Origin of the sequence: Streptomyces sp. NPDC057623 (genome assembly GCF_042800355.1) — a bacterium.
Lineage (GTDB): Bacteria > Actinomycetota > Actinomycetes > Streptomycetales > Streptomycetaceae > Streptomyces.
The window spans coordinates 70,896-93,322 of the sequence record NZ_JBHVGZ010000037.1; the positions used below are offsets into that span (position 1 = coordinate 70,896).

Sequence of the window (22,427 nt, forward strand, 5' to 3'; positions counted from 1 at the left end):
GACCGAACCGCACATACATACGTCTCGAATATGTCTCGAACGGCCCGTCGCAGGTGGGTTATCCACAGGCGGCGGGCCGCCGTGATGCCCAGCCGATAGTGTGGTCGCTCGTCCGAGACGCCGCGCTGTCCCCTCGGGACACAGGTGTCCACCGCAGTCCATCGAACCGGGGCCCGTACCTCGATGTCCGTGCACAGCCACACGGCAGCCCATCACGACGTCGCTGCCACACCTGAGTTCCCGCGTCATGTGGTGACCGCGGTCCTCGTCTCCCACGACGGCGCCCGCTGGCTGCCCGACGCGCTCGCCGGGCTGCTCGGCCAGGAGCGCCCCGTCCAGTTCGCCATGGCGGCCGACACCGGCAGCGGGGACCACTCCGCCCAGCTGGTCACCGACGCCCTCGGCGACGAACGCGTGCTGCACCTCGCCCGGCGCACCGGATTCGGCCAGGCCGTCGAGGAGGCCAACCGCTCCGCCCCCGTCCTCACCCCGGACGAGCTGACGTATCTGAAGCGGCCGAGCGGCTGGGACCCCGTCACGCGCACATGGCGCGACGACGCCTACGACATGCCCGACCTCCCTCACGGGGAGCCGGTGCAGTGGCTGTGGCTCCTGCACGACGACTGCGCCCCCGAACCCGACGCCCTGGCCCAGCTGCTGCGCGTCGTGGAGAACGAGTACGAGCTGGGCCGCGACGACGTCGCCGTGGTCGGCCCCAAGCTGCGCGGCTGGTACGACCGCCGGCAGCTCCTGGAGGTCGGCGTCACCATCGCCCACTCCGGCCGCCGCTGGACCGGCCTCGACCGCCGCGAACAGGACCAGGGCCAGCACGACCACGTCCGGTCCGTGCTGTCCGTGTCCACCGCCGGCATGCTGATCCGGCGCGACATCTTCGAACAGCTCGGCGGATTCGACCGACGGCTGCCCCTGATGCGTGACGACGTCGACCTGTGCTGGCGCGCCACGGCCGCCGGCCACCGCGTCCTCGTCGCCCCCGAGGCAGTCGTACGACACGCCGAGGCGTCCTCCCGCGAGCGTCGCACCGTCGACTGCGTGGGCCGCACCGCCGCCTCCCCGCACAAGGTCGACAAGGCCGGCGCCGTCTACACCCTGCTCGTCAACACACGGACAGCCGCGCTGCCCTGGGTGCTGCTGCGCCTCGTGGTCGGCACCGTCCTGCGGACCCTGGCCTACCTCGTGGGCAAGGTCCCCGGGCAGGCCCTCGACGAGATCCGCGGCCTCGTCGGCACGCTGCTGCGCCCCGAGCGGATCATCGCCGGACGGCGCAGGCGCGGGAATCCCGTGATCGACAAGGGCGAGCTGCGGGCGCTGTTCCCGCCGCCCGGCGCGACCGTGCGGGCCACCGTCGAACAGGCCGCGAGCAGTCTCTTCGGCAGCTCCGACCCCGAGGCGGCCGCCGGCGCGGGACGACACGGCAGCGCGATCGAGTCCGGGCCCGGCGGCGACGACGCGGACTTCCTGGAGGTCGAGCAGTTCGCACGCCTCAAGCGCGTCGCCCGCAAGCCCGGCCCGGTGCTCTTCCTGGTGCTGCTGTTCGTCTCACTGATCGCCTGCCGCGCCCTGCTCGGCGGCGGTGCGCTCGCCGGTGGTGCGCTGTTGCCCGCGCCGGCCGACTCCGGTGAGCTGTGGTCGCACTACCTGGACGCCTGGCATCCGGTGGGCGCGGGCGGCACCTCCTCCGCGCCGCCCTATCTGGCGCTCGTGGCGATGCTCGCCTCGGTGCTGCTGGGCTCGACCGGGCTCGCGGTCACCGTCCTGCTGGTCTGCTCGGTGCCGCTGGCCGGCCTCACCGCCTACTTCGCCTCCCGCCCGCTCGTCGAGTCGCGTCTCCTGCGCGCGTGGGCGGCCGTCGTCTACGCCTTCCTGCCCGCCGCCACCGGAGCGCTCGCCGGGGGCCGCATCGGCACCGCCGTCCTCGCCGTCCTGCTGCCGCTCCTCGCGCGGGCCGGCATTGCGGCGAGCGGCCTGACGAACAGCTCCGGTGCGCGTGGCAGCTGGCGCGCGACCTGGGCGTACGCCCTGCTGCTGACGATCACCACGGCCTTCACGCCGATCGTGTGGCCGATCGCCCTGGTCCTCGGGATCGGGCTCCTGGCGGTGCGGCGCGCGGACATCACCGCGTACGGCCTGCGCTTCCTGGCCCAGGCCGGGGTGCCCCTGCTGGTTCTCGCGCCCTGGTCGCTGTCGCTGCTTCCGTTCGGCTTCTTCCAGGAGGCCGGCCTGGAGTACGGCTCCTCGGCCGCGTCCCCGCTGGACCTGCTGGGCGCCAGCCCCGGCGGGCCCGGCACCGTCAGCGGGCTGATGCTCATCGGCGTCGTGCTGGCGGCGCTGGCCGCCCTGCTGCGCTCCGAGCGCCAGTTCGGGATCTGGGCGGCCTGGGCGGTCGCCCTCGTGGGCCTCGTCTTCGCGGCCCTGTCCAACAGCTCCGCCTGGGCCGGTCCGGCGACCCTCGTCTACGGCATCGCACTCCTGGCCGCCGCCGCGCTCGGCGCCGACGGGGCACGCGCGCGGGTGGCCGAGCAGAGCTTCGGCTGGCGCCAGCCGGTCGCCGCGCTGGTCGCCTTCGCCGCGGCCGCCGGCCCGCTGCTCGTCGCCGCGGGCTGGATGATCGGCGGCGCCGACGGGCCGCTGGAGCGCCGTGACCCCGTGCAGGTGCCCGCGTTCGTCGCCGAGGAGAGCGGCACCCGCGACCAGGCCCGCACCCTCGTCCTCGACAGCGACTCCTCGGCCCACGTCGGCTACATGCTCGTGCGTGGCTCCGGTGCCCGCCTCGGTGACGCCGAACTCGCCGCCGCGGACGGGGAGAACGCCAGGCTCGACAAGATCGTCGCCAACCTCGTCGCCGGCTCCGGCGCCGACCAGGCCGACCAGCTGGGCGCGTTCGCGGTGCGCTACGTCTTCGTCCACAAGGGCGCACCGCGCGAGGTCGCGCGCGTGCTGGACGCCACGCCCGGACTGTCGCGGCTGAGCGAGCAGAACGGCAGCGCGTTGTGGCGGATCGACCGGCAGGTGTCGCGCGCGGCCATCGTCGCCGGGTCCGATGCGGCCGAGCCCCAGCCCGTCGCCGCCGGGCCCACTGAGATCCACACCACGATTCAGGGTGGCTCCGACGGCCGCGTGCTGCGCCTTGCCGACAGCGCCGACGACGGCTGGACGGCCACGCTGGACGGCAAGCCGCTCACCTCGACCACGGTCGACGGCTGGGCCCAGGGCTTCGAACTCCCCGCCGAGGGCGGCAGGTTGGACGTCACCTACGACGACCCGATCGGTCACACCGCCTGGCTGTGGGTCCAGGGGTCCCTCGCCCTCGTCCTCGTCGTGATGGCCCTTCCGGGACGTCGCCGCGACATCGACGACGACCTGCCCGAGGAGCCGGCCGTGCCCGCCGAGGACATCGCGGGCGAGGGCCGACGGGCCCGTAGGCTGCGTGCCCAGGCCGAGGCCGAAGAGCCCGGCGAGGGTGCCGAGTTCCCGCCTCCGCCGCAGCAGGCGCCGCACGCGACGATTCCGCAGCAGCAGTCCCACGACCAGTGGGACGCACCCAGCCATGCCGGTACCGAGTACGGCGGCTACGGCGGGGAGCAGTACCAGAGCAGCCGGCAGTACCCGGCGGACGGCGCCTACGACCAGGCGTATCAGGCGGATCCGTACCAGAGCGGCCAGTACGACCCGTACGCGTACGGGGGGCAGTCCGCCACGGCGCCGTACGACCCGTCGTACGACCAGACGTACCAGCAGGGCTACGACCCCACGTACGACCCGGCGCAGCAGCAACCGCACGGCAGCGAGCGTCCCGACGGGAGCCAGCAGTGAACCGCACCACCCTGTCCCTGATCGCCGGCGGCACCGCCCTCGCCGCCGTCACCGGGCTAGCGGCGCTCACCACGCCGGACGCGTCGAGCGCGAACGCCGCCCAGGCGGCCGCCGAGCTGCCCGTGGAGCGGACGAGCCTGCTGTGTCCGGCGCCGAGCACCTCGGACCTCGCCGAGACGACGTACACGTCGTTCACCCCCGCCACCAAGGGGACGGGGAGCGATGGGAAGGCGGAACTCCGGTCCGCGGCGCAGGAGTCGCGCGACAAGGCGGACGGCAAGGGCGAGAAGGCCGACGACGCGGGCGGGACCGGGAAGGCGGACAAGCCGGTCCTGGAGGCCAAGGAGCCGGGTACGCCGGTCACCGGCGACACGTCGGGTGCCGACTCGCCGGCGCTGGTCGGCACCGCCGACGGCAGGTTCGCGCCCGGCTGGACCGTGCAGGAGACCACGGAGGTCGCCGCGGGCACGGGACGTGGTCTCCAGGGGGTCAACTGCACCGCACCCGACACCGAGTTCTGGTTCCCGGGCGCCAGTATGGCCGCCGACCGCACGGACTACGTGCATCTGACCAACCCCGATGACTCCGCCGCCGTCGTGGACATCGAGCTGTACGGCAAGGACGGTGCGCTCGAGACCACGGTGGGAGAGGGGATCACGGTCCAGCCGCACTCCGGTGAGCCGATCCTGCTGTCCACGCTGACCAGTGAGAAGCAGGACAACGTGACCGTGCACGTGAGTGTGCGCAGTGGTCGCGTGGGTGCTTCGGTGCAGGCGCTGGACGACAAGCTCGGCGGCGACTGGCTGGCCGCGTCCGCCGATCCCGCGGGGAGCCTGGTGCTGCCCGGCATCCCGAAGGACGCCACATCCGTGCGCCTGGTCGCCTTCACGCCGGGGGACGCCGACGCGGACCTGAAGGTGCGACTCGCGGCGCCGTCCGGGCCGATCACGCCCGCCGGGAACGAGACGTTGCACGTCAAGGCGGGCATGACGAGTGCGGTGGATCTCGGTGACGTCATGCGGGGCGAGACGGGGTCGCTGGTCCTGACGCCCACGGACCGGTCCGTGCCGGTCGTCGCGGCGCTGCGGGTGGTGCGCGGAAAGGGGACCGGGCAGGAGACGGCCTTCATACCGGCGAGCCGACCGGTCGGCCCCCGTGCGACGGCCGTGGACAACCGGGCGAAGGGCACGACGCTGTCCGTGACGGCGCCCTTCCGTGCGGCGAAGATCAAGGTGACCGCGTCGGCGGGGAGCGACGGCGGTACGGCGGCGACGAAGACGTACACGATCAGGTCCGGCACCACCCAGGACGTGCAGGTGCCGGTGCCGAGCGGTCTGAAGGGCACCTACGCGCTGACGGTGGAGTCGGTGTCGGGCGGCCCGGTCTACGCGTCCCGGACGCTGGCGGCGACGACCGAGGGGGTGTCCGGCTTCACCGTGCAGACGCTGCCGGACGATCGGGGGATGGTGGCTGTGCCGGAGGCCGACGAGGACTTGTCGGTGCTGCAGAGATAGGGCCCCGGCCGACGCCGTCAGTCCTCTCCGTAGCGGGGGTCCACCGTCTCGGGTGTCAGGCCCAGCAGCTCCGCCACCTGCTCTACGACGACCTCGTGGACCAGGGCCGCTCGCTCGTCCCGGCCCTTGGTGCGGATCTCCACCGGGCGGCGGTAGATGACCACCCGCGCGGGGCGGCCCTCGCGTGCGGGGACGGTGCCGCCGAGGGGGACCGCCGCGTCGTTCCAGGTGATGCCGTCCAGGCGGGGGACCTCAAGGACCAGGAAATCGATGTCGCCCAGCTGGGGCCAGCGTCGTTCGAGGCGTTCCACGGAGTCCTGCACCAGGTCGGCGAAGGCGTCGGCACGGCTCGCGGCGAGCGGCACCTGGGGTGGTGCGATCGGTCCGCGCATGCCCCGCCCGTGACGATCACGACGGCGGGGCCCGGGGCCTGCGGCACGGGGCGGTACGGGGGCTTCCATCACTGCTGAAGCGTAGTCCTCGCGGCCGGTGTGTGTCCGATCCGCAGGTCGTGGCAGGGGTGACGTTCAGCCGCTCGTACGGCATGTCGGCAGATGACCATTCCAGCCAAGGTTGGGCTCGATTCCGTATCTCTCCGAGACCGTCGATGGCGAGGTAATTGACGGGGTTTGTGGTGAGTGGTGACCAACCTCGAGGATGTTCGGCATCTCGGAGGCCGGCTTCCACGCAGGTCAGCGAGTTGGGACAGAAGGGGTGTGTGGGGTGTTTCACAACACGACACGGTGGGGTGACCTGGGGGAGAGTCGTCGCGGCCCGCTCAAGAGTGCGGTACCGTCCAACGTCGTGAGCCCTGTACGTCGCTGTTCGCGCACCGCTTGCGGCCGCCCCGCCGTCGCGACGCTGACGTACGTCTACGCCGACTCGACCGCGGTCCTCGGCCCGCTCGCCACCTACGCCGAACCCCACTGCTACGACCTGTGCGCCGAGCACTCCGAGCGTCTCACCGCCCCCCGCGGGTGGGAGGTCGTGCGGTTGCTGGACGGCTCGGCTCCGGCCCGTCCCAGCGGCGACGATCTGGAAGCGCTTGCCAACGCCGTGCGCGAGGCGGCCCGTCCGCAGGAGCGCGCGGCCCAGGCCGGCGGAGGCGGGGGTCGCGGGGCCGATCCGATGGAGGTCGCGCGGCGAGGGCATCTGCGGGTGCTGCGGTCGCCCGACAACTGACGGCCGGTTTCCCCCTCTTCGCTGCCTTCCTTCCCCTTCCGGCGCTTCCTTCTCGCGCTTCCCCGCGTGTTCGTTTCGTTGAGTGACGCACAAGCATTGACGTGTGGTTGGCGCGGACACGACCATTCCGTAGGCCGGAACGAGAAATCGCTTTCCGCATGGCGGAATCCGGGGAGGTGCCCGTGTACGTCCAGGAACTGGAACCCGTCGCAGGCTCGCTGGGCCTGTCCGCCTTGGTGGCGGCGCTGCCGCTCGTGATCGTCCTTGTCCTGCTGGGCGGGGTCCGGATGAAAGCCCATCTGGCGGGGCTCACAGGGCTCCTGGCGGCCGTTCTGGTCGCCTGGCTCGCGTACGGCATGCCGCTCGGTCAGACGCTCTCCAGCGCCGCCCAGGGAGCCGTCTTCGGGCTCTTCCCCATCCTGTGGATCGTCGTCAACGCCCTGTGGGTGTACCGGATGACCGTCCACACCCGGCATTTCGACATCCTGCGCAGGTCGTTCGGGCGGCTCTCCGACGATCCGCGCATCCAGGCGCTCGTCGTCGCCTTCTGCTTCGGGGCCCTGCTGGAGGCGCTCGCCGGATTCGGGGCGCCCGTCGCGATCTGTTCGGTCATGCTCGTCGCGCTGGGCTTCGAACCGGTGCGGGCGGCGGTCGTCGCACTGGTCGCCAACACCGCGCCGGTCGCCTTCGGCGCGATGGGAACGCCGGTGGTGACGCTGGCTCAGGTCACCGGGCTTCCCCTGGACGACGTCGCCTCCGTGGTGGGGCGTCAGACGCCCTTGCTGGCCCTGGTCGTGCCGCTGGTGCTGGTGGGGCTCGTGGACGGGCGACGAGGGCTGCGGGAGACCTGGGTGCCCGCTGTCGCGTGCGGAGTCGCCTTCGCCGTGGCCCAGTTCGCCGCTTCCAACTACGTCTCCGCGCAACTCGCCGACATCGGCGCCGCCTTGGCCGGTGCGGGCGCCCTGGTCGCCGTACCGCACGCGCGCGTGCCCGCCACCGAGGCCGTACGCGCGTCCGTGCTGACCGGGGCGCGCAGCGAGGAGTTGGACGAGGACGATCCGCGGCGGGAAGTCCTGCGGGCCTACGCGCCGTACGCGCTGATCGTCGTGATCTTCTCCCTCGCGCAGATCCCGGTGATCAAGGACTGGCTGGCCGAGGCGACCCAGACGTACGACTGGCCGTTCCTGAACGTCGTGAACGCGGACGGGGAGCCGGTCGGCGGGAACGTCTTCAGCTGGCCGATCGTCTCCACCGGCGGCACGCTCGTGCTGCTCGCCGGGGTGTGCACGGCGGTCGTGCTCGGAGTGCACGCGCGCGTGGCGGTCAGGGAGTGGGCCGCGACCGTGCACGAGTTGAGGTTCGCCATCCTGACCGTGACGTCCGTGCTGGCACTCGCCTACGTCATGAACCTTTCCGGACAGGCGGCCACCATCGGCTACTTCGTGGCCGCGGCAGGCGCCGGGCTCGCCTTCCTGTCACCGGTGCTGGGCTGGTTCGGTGTGGCCGTGTCCGGGTCGGACACCTCGGCCAACGCGCTGTTCGGCGCGTTGCAGGTGACGGCGGCCCGCGAGTCGGGGCTGTCGCCGGAACTCCTGGCCGCCGCCAACAGTTCAGGTGGTGTGCTCGGCAAGATGATCTCGCCGCAGAACCTGACCATCGCCTGCGCGGCCGTAGGGCTCGCGGGCCGGGAGGGGGACCTGCTGCGGCGGGTGCTGCCGTGGAGTCTGGGCCTGCTGCTGGTGATGTGCCTGATCGTCGTCGGCCAGAGTTCACCCGTGCTGGGCTGGATGCTGCCCTGACGTCCGCGCTGACCTGAGGTTACGGCTCGGAGTTCACTCAGTGGCCGCACAGCCCGCTGTCAGTGGGGGCGGGTAGTTTGGGGTGACCGACAGGACTTTCAGGAGGGTTGGCCGTGGCTGCTGATCTGTCACAGCTCGTGAAGGCGTACGACGTGCGCGGGGTCGTCCCGGACCAGTGGGACGAGGCACTGGCCGAGCTCTTCGGGGCCGCCTTCGTCGAGGTGACGGGCGCGAGCGCGATCGTGACCGGGCATGACATGCGGCCCTCGTCCCCCGGCCTGTCCGGGGCCTTCGCGCGCGGGGCGGCGGCCCAGGGCGTCGACGTCACCGGGATCGGCCTGTGCTCCACCGACCAGCTGTACTACGCCTCGGGCGCGCTGGGCCTGCCGGGCGCGATGTTCACGGCCTCGCACAACCCGGCCCAGTACAACGGCATCAAGATGTGCCGCGCGGGCGCGGCCCCGGTCGGCCAGGACACCGGCCTCGCGCAGATCCGCGAACTGGTCGAGGGCTGGACCGACTCGGGCGCCCCCGCACCGGCCGCGCGGACGGGAACGATCACCCGGCGGGACACGTTGGAGGACTACGCCGCCCACCTCCTCTCCCTCGTCGACCTGACCTCCGTCCGCCCCCTGAAGGTGGTCGTCGACGCGGGCAACGGCATGGGTGGCCACACCGTCCCCACGGTCTTCTCCGGCCTGCCCCTCACCCTCGTCCCGATGTACTTCGAGCTGGACGGCACCTTCCCGAACCACGAGGCGAACCCGCTGGACCCGGCGAACATCGTCGACCTCCAGAAGCGGGTCCGAGAAGAGTCCGCCGACCTCGGCCTCGCCTTCGACGGCGACGCCGACCGCTGCTTCGTCGTCGACGAGAACGGCAACCCCGTCTCGCCGTCCGCCGTCACCGCCCTGGTGGCCTCGCGCGAGCTCGCCAGGCACGGCGGCAAGGGCACGATCATCCACAACCTGATCACGTCCTGGTCGGTCCCGGAGGTCGTCAAGGAGAACGGCGGCACCCCGGTCCGCACCCGCGTCGGCCACTCCTTCATCAAGGCCGAGATGGCGAAGTCCGGCGCGATCTTCGGCGGCGAGCACTCCGCCCACTACTACTTCAAGGACTTCTGGAACGCCGACACGGGCATGCTGGCCGCCCTCCACGTCCTCGCGGCCCTGGGCGGCCAGGACGGCCCCCTGTCCGGGCTGGTGGCCCAGTACGACCGCTACACCGGCTCCGGCGAGATCAACTCCACCGTCACCGACCAGGCCGGCCGCCTGGCAGCCGTCAAGGCCACCTACGAGGCTCGGGAGGACGTGGAACTCGACGAACTCGACGGCCTGACCGTCACGGCCGCCGACTGGTGGTTCAACGTCCGCCCGTCCAACACGGAACCCCTGCTCCGCCTCAACGCGGAGGCCCGGGACGAGACGACGATGGCGAAGGTACGGGACGAAGTACTGGAGATCATCAGAGGCTGACGGCTGGCGTTCGAGGACGAGCTACCGCCATCCCGAGTACGCACACCCGCAGGAGGCTTGACCTCGTGGTCAGAGGCGGTCACTTCTCAAGGCCGGTGCGGGCACTTCAGCCCGTCCGGCGTTTGAGGACGAGGCCCTGAGGGCCGATAGCGGGGGTCGAAGGGGCAGCGCCCCTTCAGGGATGGGACGGGCAGGGGCGGCGGGGGCGAATCCCGCGGCCACGGCCCCAACACCGCCCAACCCCGGCACCCCGCCCCCACCGGCGGTACGCTGACCTGGCACATCCGCACACACGCACGTACCACGCACACCGCCCCAGAAGGGACCAACCATGCCGCTGGAAGCCGGCCTCCTGGAGATCCTCGCCTGCCCGGCCTGCCACGCCCCGCTCAAGGAGCAGGACGCCGAGCTGATCTGCACCGCCCAGGACTGTGGCCTGGCGTACCCCGTCCGCGACGGCATCCCCGTCCTGCTCGTCGACGAGGCCCGCCGCCCCGCGTAACGCGACGCGACGGCCACCGCGAGGCGATCGTCATCGGCCAAGGACGCGCCGCCCCCGGCGTACAGGAGTCCGGCCCCGGTACGACAGATGTCAGCCACCGGCACGGAACCGAACGCCGACCGACACCGCGACCGATACAAAGCCGGTGTCACGGACCGGTACAAAGAAGACCGGTGTCACAGACCGGTACAAAGAAGAACTGAAGACAACCCGCGACCGAGCAAAGCCCCCCAGCGCACAATCCCGCGCAGGACCCCGCCCCCAAGACGACCCGGCGATCGGAGGCTGCCGCCCATGCTCGACGAATCGCTGCTGGACACGCCGGAGGCGCTCGCCGAGGCCGACCGCCGTGCCCTGCTGCGCGGCGCGGCCGAAGCAGGCGCCCGTGTCCGCACCGCCGCCCGGCACGCCGCCGAGGCCGGCGTCCACGACCTCAAACCCGACGGCCGCCCCCGCGCCATCATCCTCGCGGGCCCCGGCACCGCCGCCGCCTGCGTGGCCGACCTCCTCGGCACGCTCGCCGGCGTCACCAGCCCCGTCACCCGACTGGCCCCGGCCGGTGTCGCCCCCGCCGCGGGCGCCCTGCGCTGGGAGCTGCCCGGCTGGGCCGGCTCCGTGGACCTGCTGCTGATCACCACCCCGGACGGCACCGAGCCGGGCCTGTCCCTGCTCGCCGAGCAGGCCTACCGCCGCGGCTGCACCGTCGTCGCCGTGGCCCCCGCCCGCTCCCCGCTCACCGAGGCGCTGCACAACAACCACGGCCTGTTCGTGCCGATGGCGACCGCCCCGTATGAGCAGGACGAGGCCGACGCCGCCTCCGCCCCCGGCGTGCTGTGGGCGCTGCTCATCCCGCTCCTCGCGCTCCTCGACCGCACCGGCATGATCACCGCCCCGCCCGAGGCCGTCGAGAAGGTCGCCGACCGCCTGGACCACATCGCCGAGCGCTGCGGTCCCGCCATCGCGACCTACAGCAATCCCGCCAAGACCCTGGCCGCCGAACTCGCCGACGCGCTCCCGCTGATCTGGACCGAGGGCGTCTCCGCGGGCCCGGCGGGCCGCCGCTTCGCCGCCGCGCTCGCCGAACTCTCCGGCCACCCCGCTGTCGTCGCCGAGCTGCCCGAGGCACTCGCCTCGCACAACGCCCTGCTCGCCGGCAAGCTCGCCGCGAGCGCCGATCCCGACGACTTCTTCCGCGACCGCGTGGAGGAGGCACCGGCCCTGCACGCGCGCGTGGTGCTGCTGCGCGACCGCCCGCTCGGCGGCCTCACAGCCGCTCCCGCCGCCCGCGACCTGGCCCTCAGCCACGACACGCCGATCAGCGAACTGGAGCCGGAACCCGGCGGCGAGCTGGAGACCCTCGCCGAACTGATCGCCATCACGGATTTCGCCGCCGTTTACCTGGCGCTCGCCTCGGGAGCCTGATCTGTCTCAGGGCGCCCCGGCAGCCGTACGACAGAGGAACCGAACAGGAACCGAGAGCCGTACACAAGGCGAACCCGTGTCCGCCACGAAGAGAAGCCGTCGTACTCGCAGAGAGCAGGCAGAAACCCGCATGGACCGCCTCGACAACACCGTCCGCCCCTACGCCTGGGGTTCCACCACCGCGATCCCGGAGCTCATCGGGGCCGAGCCGACCGGCGAACCGCAGGCGGAGATGTGGATGGGCGCGCACCCGGGAGCACCCTCGCGCACCGAGCGCGGCACGCTCGTCGAGGTGATCGAGGCCGACCCGGAGCGCGAACTGGGCGCCGCGGCCGTGGCGAAGTTCGGCCCCCGCCTGCCCTTCCTCCTCAAGATCCTCGCCGCCGGCGCCCCGCTCTCCCTCCAGGTGCACCCCAACCTGGAGCAGGCCAAGGAGGGTTACGCGGACGAGGAGCGCCGCGACATCCCGGTGGACGCCGGCCACCGCAACTACAAGGACGCCAACCACAAGCCCGAACTGATCTGCGCGCTCACCGAGTTCGACGGCCTGTGCGGCTTCCGCGACCCCCTCCAGGTCGCCGGCCTGCTCGACGGCCTCGGCGTCGACTCCCTGAAGCCGTACGTCGACCTGCTGCACGCCCACCCCGAGGACGCCGCCCTGCGCGAGGTGCTCACGGCGATCCTCACCGCGGACCCGGCCGAAATGGCCCACACCGTCACCGAGGCCGCGGCCGCGTGCAGCCGCCTCGGCGGCGACTACGCCCCGTACGCCGACATCGCCCACCACTATCCGGGCGACCCCGGCGTCATCGCCGCGATGCTCCTCAACCACGTCCGCCTTCAGCCCGGCGAGGCCCTGTTCCTCGGCGCGGGCATCCCGCACGCCTACCTGAACGGTCTGGGCGTAGAGATCATGGCCAACTCCGACAACGTCCTGCGCTGCGGCCTCACCCCCAAGCACGTCGACGTCCCCGAACTCCTGCGCATCGTCCGCTTCGAGCCCAGCGACCCGGGTGTGCTGCGCCCGGAGGCGTCCCCGGACGGCGAGGAGGTCTACGAGACCCCGATCGACGAGTTCCGGCTGTCCCGGTACGTCCTCCCGGAGGGCACCGCCGCCCACGACCTCACGCGCGCCACGCCGCAGATCCTGCTCTGCACGGCGGGTTCCGTCCGCGCCGGCGAGCACGAACTGACGCCCGGCCGCTCCGTCTTCGTAGCGGCAGGCGAAAAGGCCGAAGTGTCCGGTGCCGGCACGGTCTTCCGGGCCACGGTCGTCGCCTGACCGAGGGCATCCGACGGCCCGGCGCACCGTTGTCGGACCGGGCTGCAACAATGGCCCACCGGCAAAGGACGGGCAAAGCCGATCGGGGGCCGCACGCTCCCCCCGGCGACGCCTGGACGGCGTACGTACGAAGGCCACGAGGCCACGAAGGCCACGAAGTCGAAGGGACAACGCGACACATGAGCGCGTCAGGCGGAACCAAGGCGATCGTGGCGGCACTCGCCGCCAACCTCGCGATCGCGGCATCGAAATTCGTGGCGTTCGCGTTCAGCGGCTCGTCATCGATGCTCGCCGAGGGCGTGCACTCGCTCGCGGACTCCGGCAACCAGGCCCTGCTGCTGGTCGGCGGCAAGAAGGCCCAGCGCGAGGCGACCCCGCAACACCCCTTCGGCTACGGCCGCGAGCGTTACATCTACGCCTTCCTCGTCTCGATCATCCTGTTCTCGGTCGGCGGCATGTTCGCCCTCTACGAGGGCTACGAGAAGATCAAGCACCCGCACGAGATCGACAACTGGTACTGGCCGGTCGGCGTCCTCGTCTTCGCGATCATCGCCGAGACCTTCTCCTTCCGCACGGCCATCAAGGAGTCCAACGTCCTGCGGGGCAGGAAGTCCTGGAAGGAGTTCGTCCGCCACGCCAAGGCCCCTGAGCTGCCCGTCGTCCTCCTGGAGGACCTCGGCGCGCTGGTCGGTCTGATCCTCGCCCTGGGCGGCGTCGGCCTGGCCCTGCTCACCGGTGACGGCGTCTGGGACGGCATCGGCACCGTCTGCATCGGCGTCCTGCTCGTCCTGATCGCGGTCGTCCTCGCCATCGAGACCAAGTCGCTGCTGCTCGGCGAGTCCGCGGGCCTCGAGGACGTCCAGAAGATCGAGGCCGCGATCGTCGACGGCGACGTGGTCACCCGCATCATCCACATGCGCACGCTCCACCTCGGCCCCGAGGAACTCCTGGTCGCCGCCAAGATCGCCGTCCGGCACGACGACACGGCCACCGAGATCGCCTCCGCCATCAACGCCGCCGAAGCCCGCATCCGCGAGGCCGTCCCGATCGCCCGCGTGATCTACCTCGAGCCCGACATCTACAGCGAGACCGAGGCCGCGAAGGGCGCCGACCGCGAGGCGACGCCCGGAGGCCCGGCGCCGCACGGCACCGGGCACTGATATTCCGTACGACGCCTTTCTGTACGACGGGGGCCCGCCGAACGACTCGGCGGGCCCCCGTCAGCATCCCCGGCCCACGAGTCCGCTCACAAGTGCTGGGGCCACAACGCCAGCTGAGCCGCCGGTCGCCGCCGCATGTTCCGTGCCACGACCCCGCAGACGACCCCGGCCAGCGCCAGCAGAAGACCGAGCAGCGCGGCCCCGCCGAGCAGCAACGGCATCGCGGAGCTGTCGGTCACCCGGCCCACGACCGCCCCGGTGGGCACCGTCCCGCCGTGATCCTCGGCGAAGAAGCGCGAATCGAGTGAGTTCACGCGATGGTCGCCGAGCAGGAACAACCGGCCTTCCGGCACCTTCACGTCGTACGGCCGACGCATCCCGTCGGCGATACCGTCCTGTACGTACGACTCGCTGAGGGACTTGCCGTTGACGGTGATCCGCTCCCGCGCCGTGCCCGCGTCCTCGCAGCAGACGACGTGGTCGCCGCCGACTCCGATGACGCGCTGCATGACGCTCACCCCGCCCGGGTAGCGCTCCGGCGCCGTGTACAGCACCACGTCGCCCCGCCGCACCTCGTCCCCGCCGACACGCTCGGCGACGATCCGGTCCCCGACGGCGTACGTCGGGGTCATGCTCTCGCTGGACACGGTCGACAGCACGTAGCCGGTCCGCAGCCACAGCACGGATGCGATCACGAGCAGCAGCCCCAAGGGGCCCAACACCCACGCCGTGACCCTGAGTCTTCGCGCCTGCCCCATCTGCACTCCCTCCCCATGCGGAACGTCCGCGGCGGCAGAGGGTGGCGGTCGTCCGTGAACGGCCCGTGCGGGCCCGCGGCGTGATGACCGCGGGCCCGCACCTCGGACTACTGGATCTCGCTCTTCGGACTACTGGATCTCGCTCAACACACCCAGCACCGCCCGCTCGTCGCCGGCCGCGAGCAGCCGCTCCCGGAACCCGGCATCCATCAACTTCCGTGACAGCAACGCGAGAATCCGCAGGTGCTCGTCGCCCGCTGCCGCCTCCGGTACGGCGATCATGAACACCAGCCGCGCCTTCGTACCGTCCAGCGAGCCCCACTCCACGCCCGGCGCGGACCGCGCGAAACCGACGATCGGCGCCGTCACCGCATCCGTCTTGGCATGCGGAATCGCGATCTCCTCACCGAGCCCGGTCGTGCCCTGAGCCTCCCGCCGAAGCGCGGTCGCCACCAACTCGTCGGCATCCGCCACCTTGCCGGTCCCGGCCAGCAGCCCTGCCATCTCGCGAATGGCGGACTCCTTGTCGGTGGCGTCGAGTTCGACCTTCACGGTCTGCTCGGTGAGATAGCCGGAGAGGACTTCGGCGCCATCGGCCGGGGACGTGGCAGGCGGGTTCCCGGTGTCCGCGGGCGTGGGTGCGGGCACGGGGGCGGATACGGCCTGTGGCGCTGGGCCGGCCCCCGCGCTCGGGGCACTCACAGCCGCCGCCCCGACCAACGCCGGCTCGGGCGTGGAGACACCCGTGCCGAGACCCGCGTCACCGCCCGGTGCACCGCCCCGCTTCCGCTCGCTGATGTCCACCAGAGCGACCGTCGTCAGCGCGGTGACGACCGTGCCGATCAGCACGGCCACGAAGAACATCGGTACGCCGCTCACCGCGCCCAGCACCGCCACGATCGGCCCGCCGTGCGGCACCGCGTCCTCGACGCCGGCGACCCCGGCGATCGCACCGGCCACCGCGCCGCCGAGCATGTTGGCCGGGATGACCTGCGCGGGTCGCGCAGCGGCGAACGGGATCGCACCCTCGGAGATGCCGAAGCAGCCCATGAACAGCGAGGCGAGCCCCGTCTCCCGCTCCTGCTCGGTATAGAGCCGCTTCCGTATCAGCGTGGCGAGGCCCTGACCCAACGGCATGACCGGGATCGCCGCCGCGCACATGCCCATGACCGTCTGGTTGCCGGTCGCGATCAGCCCCGCGCCGAACAGGAACGCCGTCTTGTTGACCGGCCCGCCCATGTCGAACGCGATCATCAGCCCGAGAATCGCGCCGAGCAGGATCGCACTCGTGCCGGTCATCCCACTGAGCCAGCTGGTCAGGTGCTCGAACACCCACGAGATCGGCTTCCCGATGACATAGATGAAGAACAGCCCGAGCGCCGTCGTCGCCACGATCGGGATCACGATGATCGGCATGATCGGCTGAGCGAACTTCGGGACCCTGACCTTCTTGATCCACAGGACCAGATACCCGGCGAGGAACCCGGTCACGATCGCCCCGATGAACCCGGCCCCCGCCTTGGAGTCGTACAACTCCCCGGTGTTGGCGATCCAGCCACCGATCATGCCGGGCACCAGCGCGGGTCGGTCCCCGATGGCATACGCGATGTAACCGGACAGGATGGGCACCATCAGCGTGAAGCCGATGACCCCGATGTTGTTGATGTCCATCCAGAAGGAGTCCTTCGGGATGACCAGACCGCCCGACGGGTCGGTGTGCCCGCCGAGCGAGAGCGAGATCGCGATCAGCAGCCCGCCAACCACGACGAATGGGATCATGTAACTGACCCCGTTCATCAGCGCCTTGTACCCGACGCTCCGCTCCTTGCCGCCACCGGACGCGGGAGCCGTGGGGGCGCTCCCTGGTGTGTGTACAGGCGCCGACATCACACGCTCGATCAGCTGCTCCGGGTGACGAATGCCCTCGGCCACACCCACGGTCAGTACCCGCTTGCCCGCGAATCGGCTCAGGTCCACGTCCTTGTCCGCGGCGACGATGATGCCGTCCGCGTGCTTGACATCGTTGTCATCGAGGACGTTCTCAGCCCCGATGGATCCTTGGGTCTCCACCTTCATGTCGATACCGCGGCTCTCGGCGGCCTGCGCGAGCTTCTCAGCCGCCATGTACGTATGGGCGATGCCGGTCGGGCACGCGGTCACCGCGAGCAACCTCAACCGCTTCTGCTCGCCGCTGCCGCCGCCCGTGGGGGGAGGGCCGGCCGGACTGGTCACGTCGATCTCCTAACGCCTTTGTCACGCGGAAACGCCGTCCCGGACGTCCCGCAAGATCGATCGGTTGTTCAGATCTCCCGGGCATCCTGCACCACCTCGCCGCAGACTCAAAGGCGCGAGGGCCCCACTTCATTCCGCTCCGGCGCCTCCTGTGCGCCCTTCGTCGGTGTCCCGCTATCGCCCCCGCACAGCACTCCCGCACACGACCGCCCCCCACACCTGCCGCTGCCCCCGGCGACCCTCCACCCTCCCCGCGCCGAGCCCTGTGATGGCGCGATCTGTGCGTAGGCGGACTGGGGACGGCCGGGCCTCCCGGTGTAGCTTGGGACAGAGCCAGACGTCGCTGCTGATGGCGGTCGGGCGGTCCTGAAGCGGACCGGCCGAGGGAGAGAGGGCCTCCGACGGACTGCGCTGCGCGCACGCGGGCATGCCTGTGTCCTCTTCGGGCACTCCTTGTGTCCGCCGCCGCGCAGAACAGCCGTACCCACCCTCGCCCCAACCCCGAGGAGCAGCTCGTAATGACGACTGTCGAGAACCGACAGGACTTCAAGGTCGCCGACCTCTCCCTGGCCGAGTTCGGCCGCAAGGAGATCACCCTCGCCGAGCACGAGATGCCCGGCCTGATGGCGATCCGCAAGGAGTACGCGGAGGCCCAGCCGCTGGCCGGCGCCCGCATCACCGGCTCCCTGCACATGACCGTGCAGACCGCCGTCCTCATCGAGACCCTGGCCGCCCTCGGCGCCGAGGTCCGCTGGGCGTCCTGCAACATCTTCTCCACCCAGGACCACGCTGCCGCCGCGATCGCCGTCGGCCCGAACGGCACGCCCGACAACCCGCAGGGCATCCCGGTCTTCGCCTGGAAGGGCGAGACCCTGGAGGAGTACTGGTGGTGCACGGAGCAGGCCCTGACCTGGCCGAACACCCCCACCGGCGGCCCCAACATGATCCTCGACGACGGCGGTGACGCCACCCTCCTCGTCCACAAGGGCGTCGAGTACGAGAAGGACGGCAAGGTCCCCTCCGTCGACACCGCCGAGTCCGACGAGCACCGCGTCATCCTCGAACTCCTGCACCGCACCATCACGGACGGCTCGCAGAAGTGGACCCAGCTGGCCTCGGAGATCCGCGGCGTGACCGAGGAGACCACGACCGGCGTCCACCGCCTGTACGAGATGCAGCGCGACGGCGTCCTCCTCTTCCCGGCGATCAACGTCAACGACGCCGTCACCAAGTCGAAGTTCGACAACAAGTACGGCTGCCGCCACTCCCTGATCGACGGCATCAACCGCGCCACCGACGTCCTCATCGGCGGCAAGACCGCGGTCGTCTGCGGCTACGGCGACGTGGGCAAGGGCTGCGCGGAGTCCCTGCGCGGACAGGGCGCCCGCGTGATCGTCACCGAGATCGACCCGATCTGCGCCCTCCAGGCGGCGATGGACGGCTACCAGGTCACGACCCTCGACGAGGTCATCGACAAGGCCGACATCTTCATCACCACGACCGGCAACAAGGACATCATCATGGCCTCGGACATGGCCAAGATGAAGCACCAGGCGATCGTCGGCAACATCGGCCACTTCGACAACGAGATCGACATGGCGGGCCTCGCCAAGTTCCCGGGCATCGTCAAGGACGAGGTCAAGCCGCAGGTCCACACCTGGACGTTCCCCGACGGCAAGGTGCTGATCGTCCTGTCCGAGGGCCGCCTGCTGAACCTGGGCAACGCCACCGGTCACCCGTCCTTCGTGATGTCCAACTCCTTCGCGGACCAGACCCTGGCCCAGATCGAGCTGTTCACCAAGCCGGACGCCTACCCGACCGGCGTCTACACGCTGCCCAAGCACCTGGACGAGAAGGTGGCGCGTCTCCACCTCGACTCGCTCGGTGTGAAGCTGACGAAGCTCCGCCCCGAGCAGGCCGCGTACATCGGCGTAGAGGTCGAGGGCCCGTTCAAGCCGGACCACTACCGCTACTGAGCCGAGTCGCTCCACCGAGACAGGCCCCCGCACCCCCGTGTCGGGGGCCTGTCCCGTTGGCCGTGCGGCCCGTCAGCCCGTACGGCCCCGATGCTCCGCATGGCCGGACCAGACCTTCAAGCCACCAAGAGCCATCAAGACCCAGGACCCCGATGCCCCGCGGCCGCTATTCGCTCCATGATCCGCACGATCACACCCCCCTCGCAGAAGAGCACTTCCACTGCGCCCCCGGCCCTTCCGGCTGGCGCTACGTCTCCCAGCTGACCACCCCCGCGGGCGATCACAGCGGCTCCGTCGACCTCACCCTGGACGAACTCGGCCGTCCCCTCCGACTCGAACTTCACGCAGGTGGCTGGCAGGTACGCGGTGCCGCCCTCGACGGCGTCACCTGGGTCCGTACCGACCCCACCGGGGTTCACGCCACGGAAGGCAATGTGCGCGCCCATGCCTTCACCGGGACGTCCCCCGCGTTCCTCATCGCCACCGCTCGTCTCCTGCGCCTCACCCCTTCCGACTCGGCAACCCGCGTCCGCCTCGTGGCCCTCACGGACCCGGTCCTGGCCCCGCGCACCGTGGACCAGTCCTGGGCCTTGGTGAACAGACAAACACACGCCACTGACAACGGCCCTCTGACCGTGGACGAATACCAGGTCACAGCCCTGGACACCGGCGAGCAGCACGCCGTACACATCGCGGGCGACGTGGTCCTCGCGGCACCGGGCATCGAGCTGGAGGACCTGGACTCGCCGCCGTCGACGTTCGCCTGAGCGGCTAGGCCGGCGGCGCGAAGCCGGTGGCGGGCCGATCGTCCGCTGGCGCGTCGCCGGGCGCAGGACTCGGCCGAACGGCCTCGTGCGAGGCGAGGGAGGCGCGATCCCCTTCCACCTGACCGGCGGGCTGACCACCGACCGGCACCACCCTCTCGCCGTACGGGACAGGCGGAGGCGACGCAGCAGCAGGCGGCATGACCGCTGGGCCGTACGCGCCCGCTCCGCCCGCGGCCCGACCGTTACCGAAGGCCCGTCGCGCCTCCCGTGTCTGTCGTTCCTGAAGAACCGCCGCCAGATACGCGGCCGGCGGCACGCCCTGCGGTGCCGGAGCGCCCGTGCGCGCCGCGACGTCCGTCGCAAGGCGCTCCGCCATGCTCCAGCCGACCTGAGGGTCGAGTTGCTGCATCCGTGTCAGGTACTGGCGAATGGCGAGCCAGAGGCCATCGGGAACCGCCGACAGGTCAAGCCCCGAAAACCGCCCGGCCAACCAGGGCGGAGGCGGGGGAACGAAGCCCGTCCGCGCGAGTGGCACTCGTTCCCGTACGACGAGCGTCCCGGCGAACACGTCACCGAGTCGCCGCCCGCGCGCGGACACCAGCGAAGAGATGACGGCTACGACGCCGAGCGTCATCAGAATCTCGATCACGCCTATGAGGCCACGCACCAGGGCGTGCCGGAACCGGATCGGTCCGCCGTCGTCGCGCACCACCCGCAACCCACACGCAAGCTTTCCGAGCGAGCGCCCATGGCTGAGCGTCTCGACCGCGATCGGCCCGCCGACCAGCAGCAGCACGAACAATGCGATCGACAGCGCGGTCTGTGCCGCCTCGTCCAGAGAAGCGGTGGCAGCCACCACACCAATGGTCACGACGATGTAGACGAGCACAGCCACGGCCAGATCCAGCAGCACGGCCAGCGCCCTGCTGGGCAGTTTCGCGGGGCGCAGCTCCAGCGCCACCGCCTCACCCGTCACCAACTCACTCACGCCGCCCGCCCTTCCCCTGCCCTGCCTGTGGAATGGCCAGTCTGCCAAGCTGAAGGCGCATCGCGCCGCAGTACGACAAGCTGACGTCCACGATGAGTCGCCGACGAACAGCCGGGGAGCAGGAAAGCAGATGGACCTCGATGTCTTCGTCACCGCCCACCGAGCCGAATGGGACCGCCTCGACGCGCTCCTCGGACGCCAGCGCCGCCTCACCGGCGTCGAGGCCGACGAACTCGTCACGCTCTACCAGCGCACGGCCACTCACCTGTCCCTGATCCAGTCCAGCGCCCCCGACCCCCAGCTGACCGGTCGCCTCAGCCAACTGGTGGCACGCGCGCGTAACGCCGTGACAGGAACCCGACGCGCCTCCTGGCGCGATGTCACCCAATTCCTCACCCACGGATTCCCAGCCGCGGTCTACCGTTCGCGCCACTGGTGGGTCCCCACAGCGCTCCTCTCCACCCTCGTCGCGGTGTTGCTGGGCTGGTGGATAGGCACCCATCCCGAAGTACAGGCCACCATCGCGGCCCCCAGTGAACTGCGCGAGCTCACCCGCCCCGGCGGCCAGTACGAGACGTACTACTCCAGCCACCCCGCGGCATCCTTCGCGGCCCAGGTCTGGACGAACAACGCCTGGGCCGCAGCACTCTGCCTGATCCTCGGCGTCTTCCTGGGCCTGCCGGTGCTCTGGATCCTCTTCCAGAACATGCTCAACCTCGGCGTCGGCTTCGGCCTCATGTCCTCGGCAGGCCGCTTGGACACCTTCCTCGGCCTCGTCCTGCCGCACGGCCTCCTCGAACTGACCGCGGTCTTCGTCGCGGCCGGCACCGGCCTGCGCCTCGGCTGGACCCTCATAGACCCGGGTCCTCGCACCCGACGCATAGCCCTCGCCGAGGAAGGCCGAGCCGCGATCGGCATGGCGATAGGACTCGCCCTCGTCCTCTTCGTCTCCGGCGCCATCGAAGGCTTCGTCACCCCCTCGGGCCTGCCCACCTGGGCACGAATCAGCATCGGCGTCGTCGCCGAAATGGCCTTCCTCGCATACGTCTATGTCCTCGGCGGACGTGCCGCCCGCGCCGGAGAGACCGGCGACGTCGAGGCGTCCGAGCGCAGCGCCGCCGTTCCGACCGCGGCCTGATGTGCGAACCCGCCTGTTCAGCTGCTAGTCTCCTCTTCGCCCCACAAGAGCCGTTGACACGGCGCGAGCGGGGAGGTAGATTCGAACAGTTGCCTGGAAGTGGATGCAGTCCCACCGGGCAGAGTGAGTGTCTGTCTGCTTCAGCGGAACGTTGATTCCCGAGAAGCCCCTCCCGATGATTTCGGAAATGAGTGGCTGGTCTGTCCGGCCCGAAACTTCTGATAAAGTCGGAACCGCCGGAAAGGGAAACGCGAGAGCGGGAACCTGGAAAGCGCCGAGGAAATCGGATCGGAAAAGGATCTGATAGAGTCGGAAACGCAAGACCGAAGGGAAAAGCCCGGAGGAAAGCCCGAGAGGGTGAGTACAAAGGAAGCGTCCGTTCCTTGAGAACTCAA

Annotated in this window: 16 protein-coding genes; 12 read left to right on the forward strand and 4 right to left on the reverse strand. The window is 70.9% G+C overall.

The window, feature by feature from the left end:
* Positions 1-183: 183 nt before the first annotated feature.
* Entirely contained in the window at positions 184-3,834 is a 3,651-nt protein-coding gene (locus ACFU95_RS30865; protein ID WP_383833997.1) for a glycosyltransferase, read from the forward strand.
* The gene (locus ACFU95_RS30870) at positions 3,831-5,348 is read left to right on the forward strand and encodes a DUF5719 family protein (RefSeq protein WP_383834000.1); all 1,518 of its coding nucleotides are present in this window, start codon (positions 3,831-3,833) and stop codon (positions 5,346-5,348) included. Before ACFU95_RS30865 ends, ACFU95_RS30870 begins: the two co-directional genes overlap by 4 nt.
* 17 nt (positions 5,349-5,365) lie before the next feature.
* On the opposite strand, the gene ACFU95_RS30875 is transcribed toward ACFU95_RS30870, so the two are convergent.
* Complete coding sequence (locus tag ACFU95_RS30875) at positions 5,366-5,809, reverse strand: metallopeptidase family protein (protein WP_383834042.1); 444 nt, start codon at positions 5,807-5,809, stop codon at positions 5,366-5,368.
* 343 nt (positions 5,810-6,152) lie between these two features.
* Between ACFU95_RS30875 and ACFU95_RS30880 the strand changes: the two genes are divergently transcribed.
* From ACFU95_RS30880 to ACFU95_RS30910, 7 genes are all read left to right on the forward strand, one after another.
* Positions 6,153-6,530 carry a DUF3499 domain-containing protein gene (locus tag ACFU95_RS30880; protein WP_030053098.1) on the forward strand — a complete coding sequence of 126 codons (378 nt, stop codon included), beginning with the start codon at positions 6,153-6,155 and terminating at the stop codon, positions 6,528-6,530.
* Between the two features lie 182 nt (positions 6,531-6,712).
* Positions 6,713-8,329 carry an L-lactate permease gene (locus tag ACFU95_RS30885; protein ID WP_383834045.1) on the forward strand — a complete coding sequence of 539 codons (1,617 nt, stop codon included), beginning with the start codon at positions 6,713-6,715 and terminating at the stop codon, positions 8,327-8,329.
* A 113-nt stretch (positions 8,330-8,442) separates the two neighbouring features.
* On the forward strand, positions 8,443-9,807 hold the full coding sequence (locus tag ACFU95_RS30890) for a phosphomannomutase/phosphoglucomutase (RefSeq protein WP_383834004.1): 1,365 nt from the start codon (positions 8,443-8,445) through the stop codon (positions 9,805-9,807).
* 331 nt (positions 9,808-10,138) lie between these two features.
* Positions 10,139-10,309: a Trm112 family protein gene (locus ACFU95_RS30895; protein ID WP_383834007.1), complete on the forward strand. Its 171-nt coding sequence runs from the start codon at positions 10,139-10,141 to the stop codon at positions 10,307-10,309.
* A 294-nt stretch (positions 10,310-10,603) separates the two neighbouring features.
* Positions 10,604-11,731 carry an SIS domain-containing protein gene (locus tag ACFU95_RS30900; protein ID WP_383834010.1) on the forward strand — a complete coding sequence of 376 codons (1,128 nt, stop codon included), beginning with the start codon at positions 10,604-10,606 and terminating at the stop codon, positions 11,729-11,731.
* Positions 11,732-11,861: 130 nt separating this feature from the next.
* A complete protein-coding gene (gene manA / locus ACFU95_RS30905) occupies positions 11,862-13,013 on the forward strand; it encodes a mannose-6-phosphate isomerase, class I (RefSeq protein ID WP_383834012.1) in 1,152 nt (383 codons plus the stop codon).
* Between the two features lie 179 nt (positions 13,014-13,192).
* Positions 13,193-14,173: a cation diffusion facilitator family transporter gene (locus ACFU95_RS30910; RefSeq protein ID WP_383834015.1), complete on the forward strand. Its 981-nt coding sequence runs from the start codon at positions 13,193-13,195 to the stop codon at positions 14,171-14,173.
* An 86-nt stretch (positions 14,174-14,259) separates the two neighbouring features.
* Here the strand turns inward: ACFU95_RS30910 and lepB are convergent, their stop codons facing one another.
* Together lepB and ACFU95_RS30920 are read right to left on the reverse strand one after the other, a co-directional pair.
* Positions 14,260-14,931, reverse strand: coding sequence for a signal peptidase I (gene lepB / locus ACFU95_RS30915; RefSeq protein WP_383834018.1), 672 nt, complete (start codon positions 14,929-14,931; stop codon positions 14,260-14,262).
* A 129-nt stretch (positions 14,932-15,060) separates the two neighbouring features.
* A complete protein-coding gene (locus ACFU95_RS30920) occupies positions 15,061-17,163 on the reverse strand; it encodes a fructose-specific PTS transporter subunit EIIC (RefSeq protein WP_383834020.1) in 2,103 nt (700 codons plus the stop codon).
* A 518-nt stretch (positions 17,164-17,681) separates the two neighbouring features.
* Here ACFU95_RS30920 and ahcY point away from each other — a divergent pair.
* Both ahcY and ACFU95_RS30930 read left to right on the forward strand, forming a co-directional pair.
* Positions 17,682-19,139: an adenosylhomocysteinase gene (gene ahcY / locus ACFU95_RS30925; RefSeq protein ID WP_383834022.1), complete on the forward strand. Its 1,458-nt coding sequence runs from the start codon at positions 17,682-17,684 to the stop codon at positions 19,137-19,139.
* Positions 19,140-19,291: 152 nt separating this feature from the next.
* Positions 19,292-19,906 carry a hypothetical protein gene (locus tag ACFU95_RS30930; protein ID WP_383834025.1) on the forward strand — a complete coding sequence of 205 codons (615 nt, stop codon included), beginning with the start codon at positions 19,292-19,294 and terminating at the stop codon, positions 19,904-19,906.
* A 4-nt stretch (positions 19,907-19,910) separates the two neighbouring features.
* Here ACFU95_RS30930 and ACFU95_RS30935 read toward each other — a convergent pair whose 3' ends face one another.
* Positions 19,911-20,894, reverse strand: coding sequence for an RDD family protein (locus ACFU95_RS30935; protein WP_383834028.1), 984 nt, complete (start codon positions 20,892-20,894; stop codon positions 19,911-19,913).
* 130 nt (positions 20,895-21,024) lie between these two features.
* Here ACFU95_RS30935 and ACFU95_RS30940 point away from each other — a divergent pair, with 130 nt between their 5' ends.
* A complete protein-coding gene (locus tag ACFU95_RS30940; RefSeq protein ID WP_383834030.1) occupies positions 21,025-22,032 on the forward strand; it encodes a stage II sporulation protein M in 1,008 nt (335 codons plus the stop codon).
* The last annotated feature ends 395 nt before the right edge of the window (positions 22,033-22,427 follow it).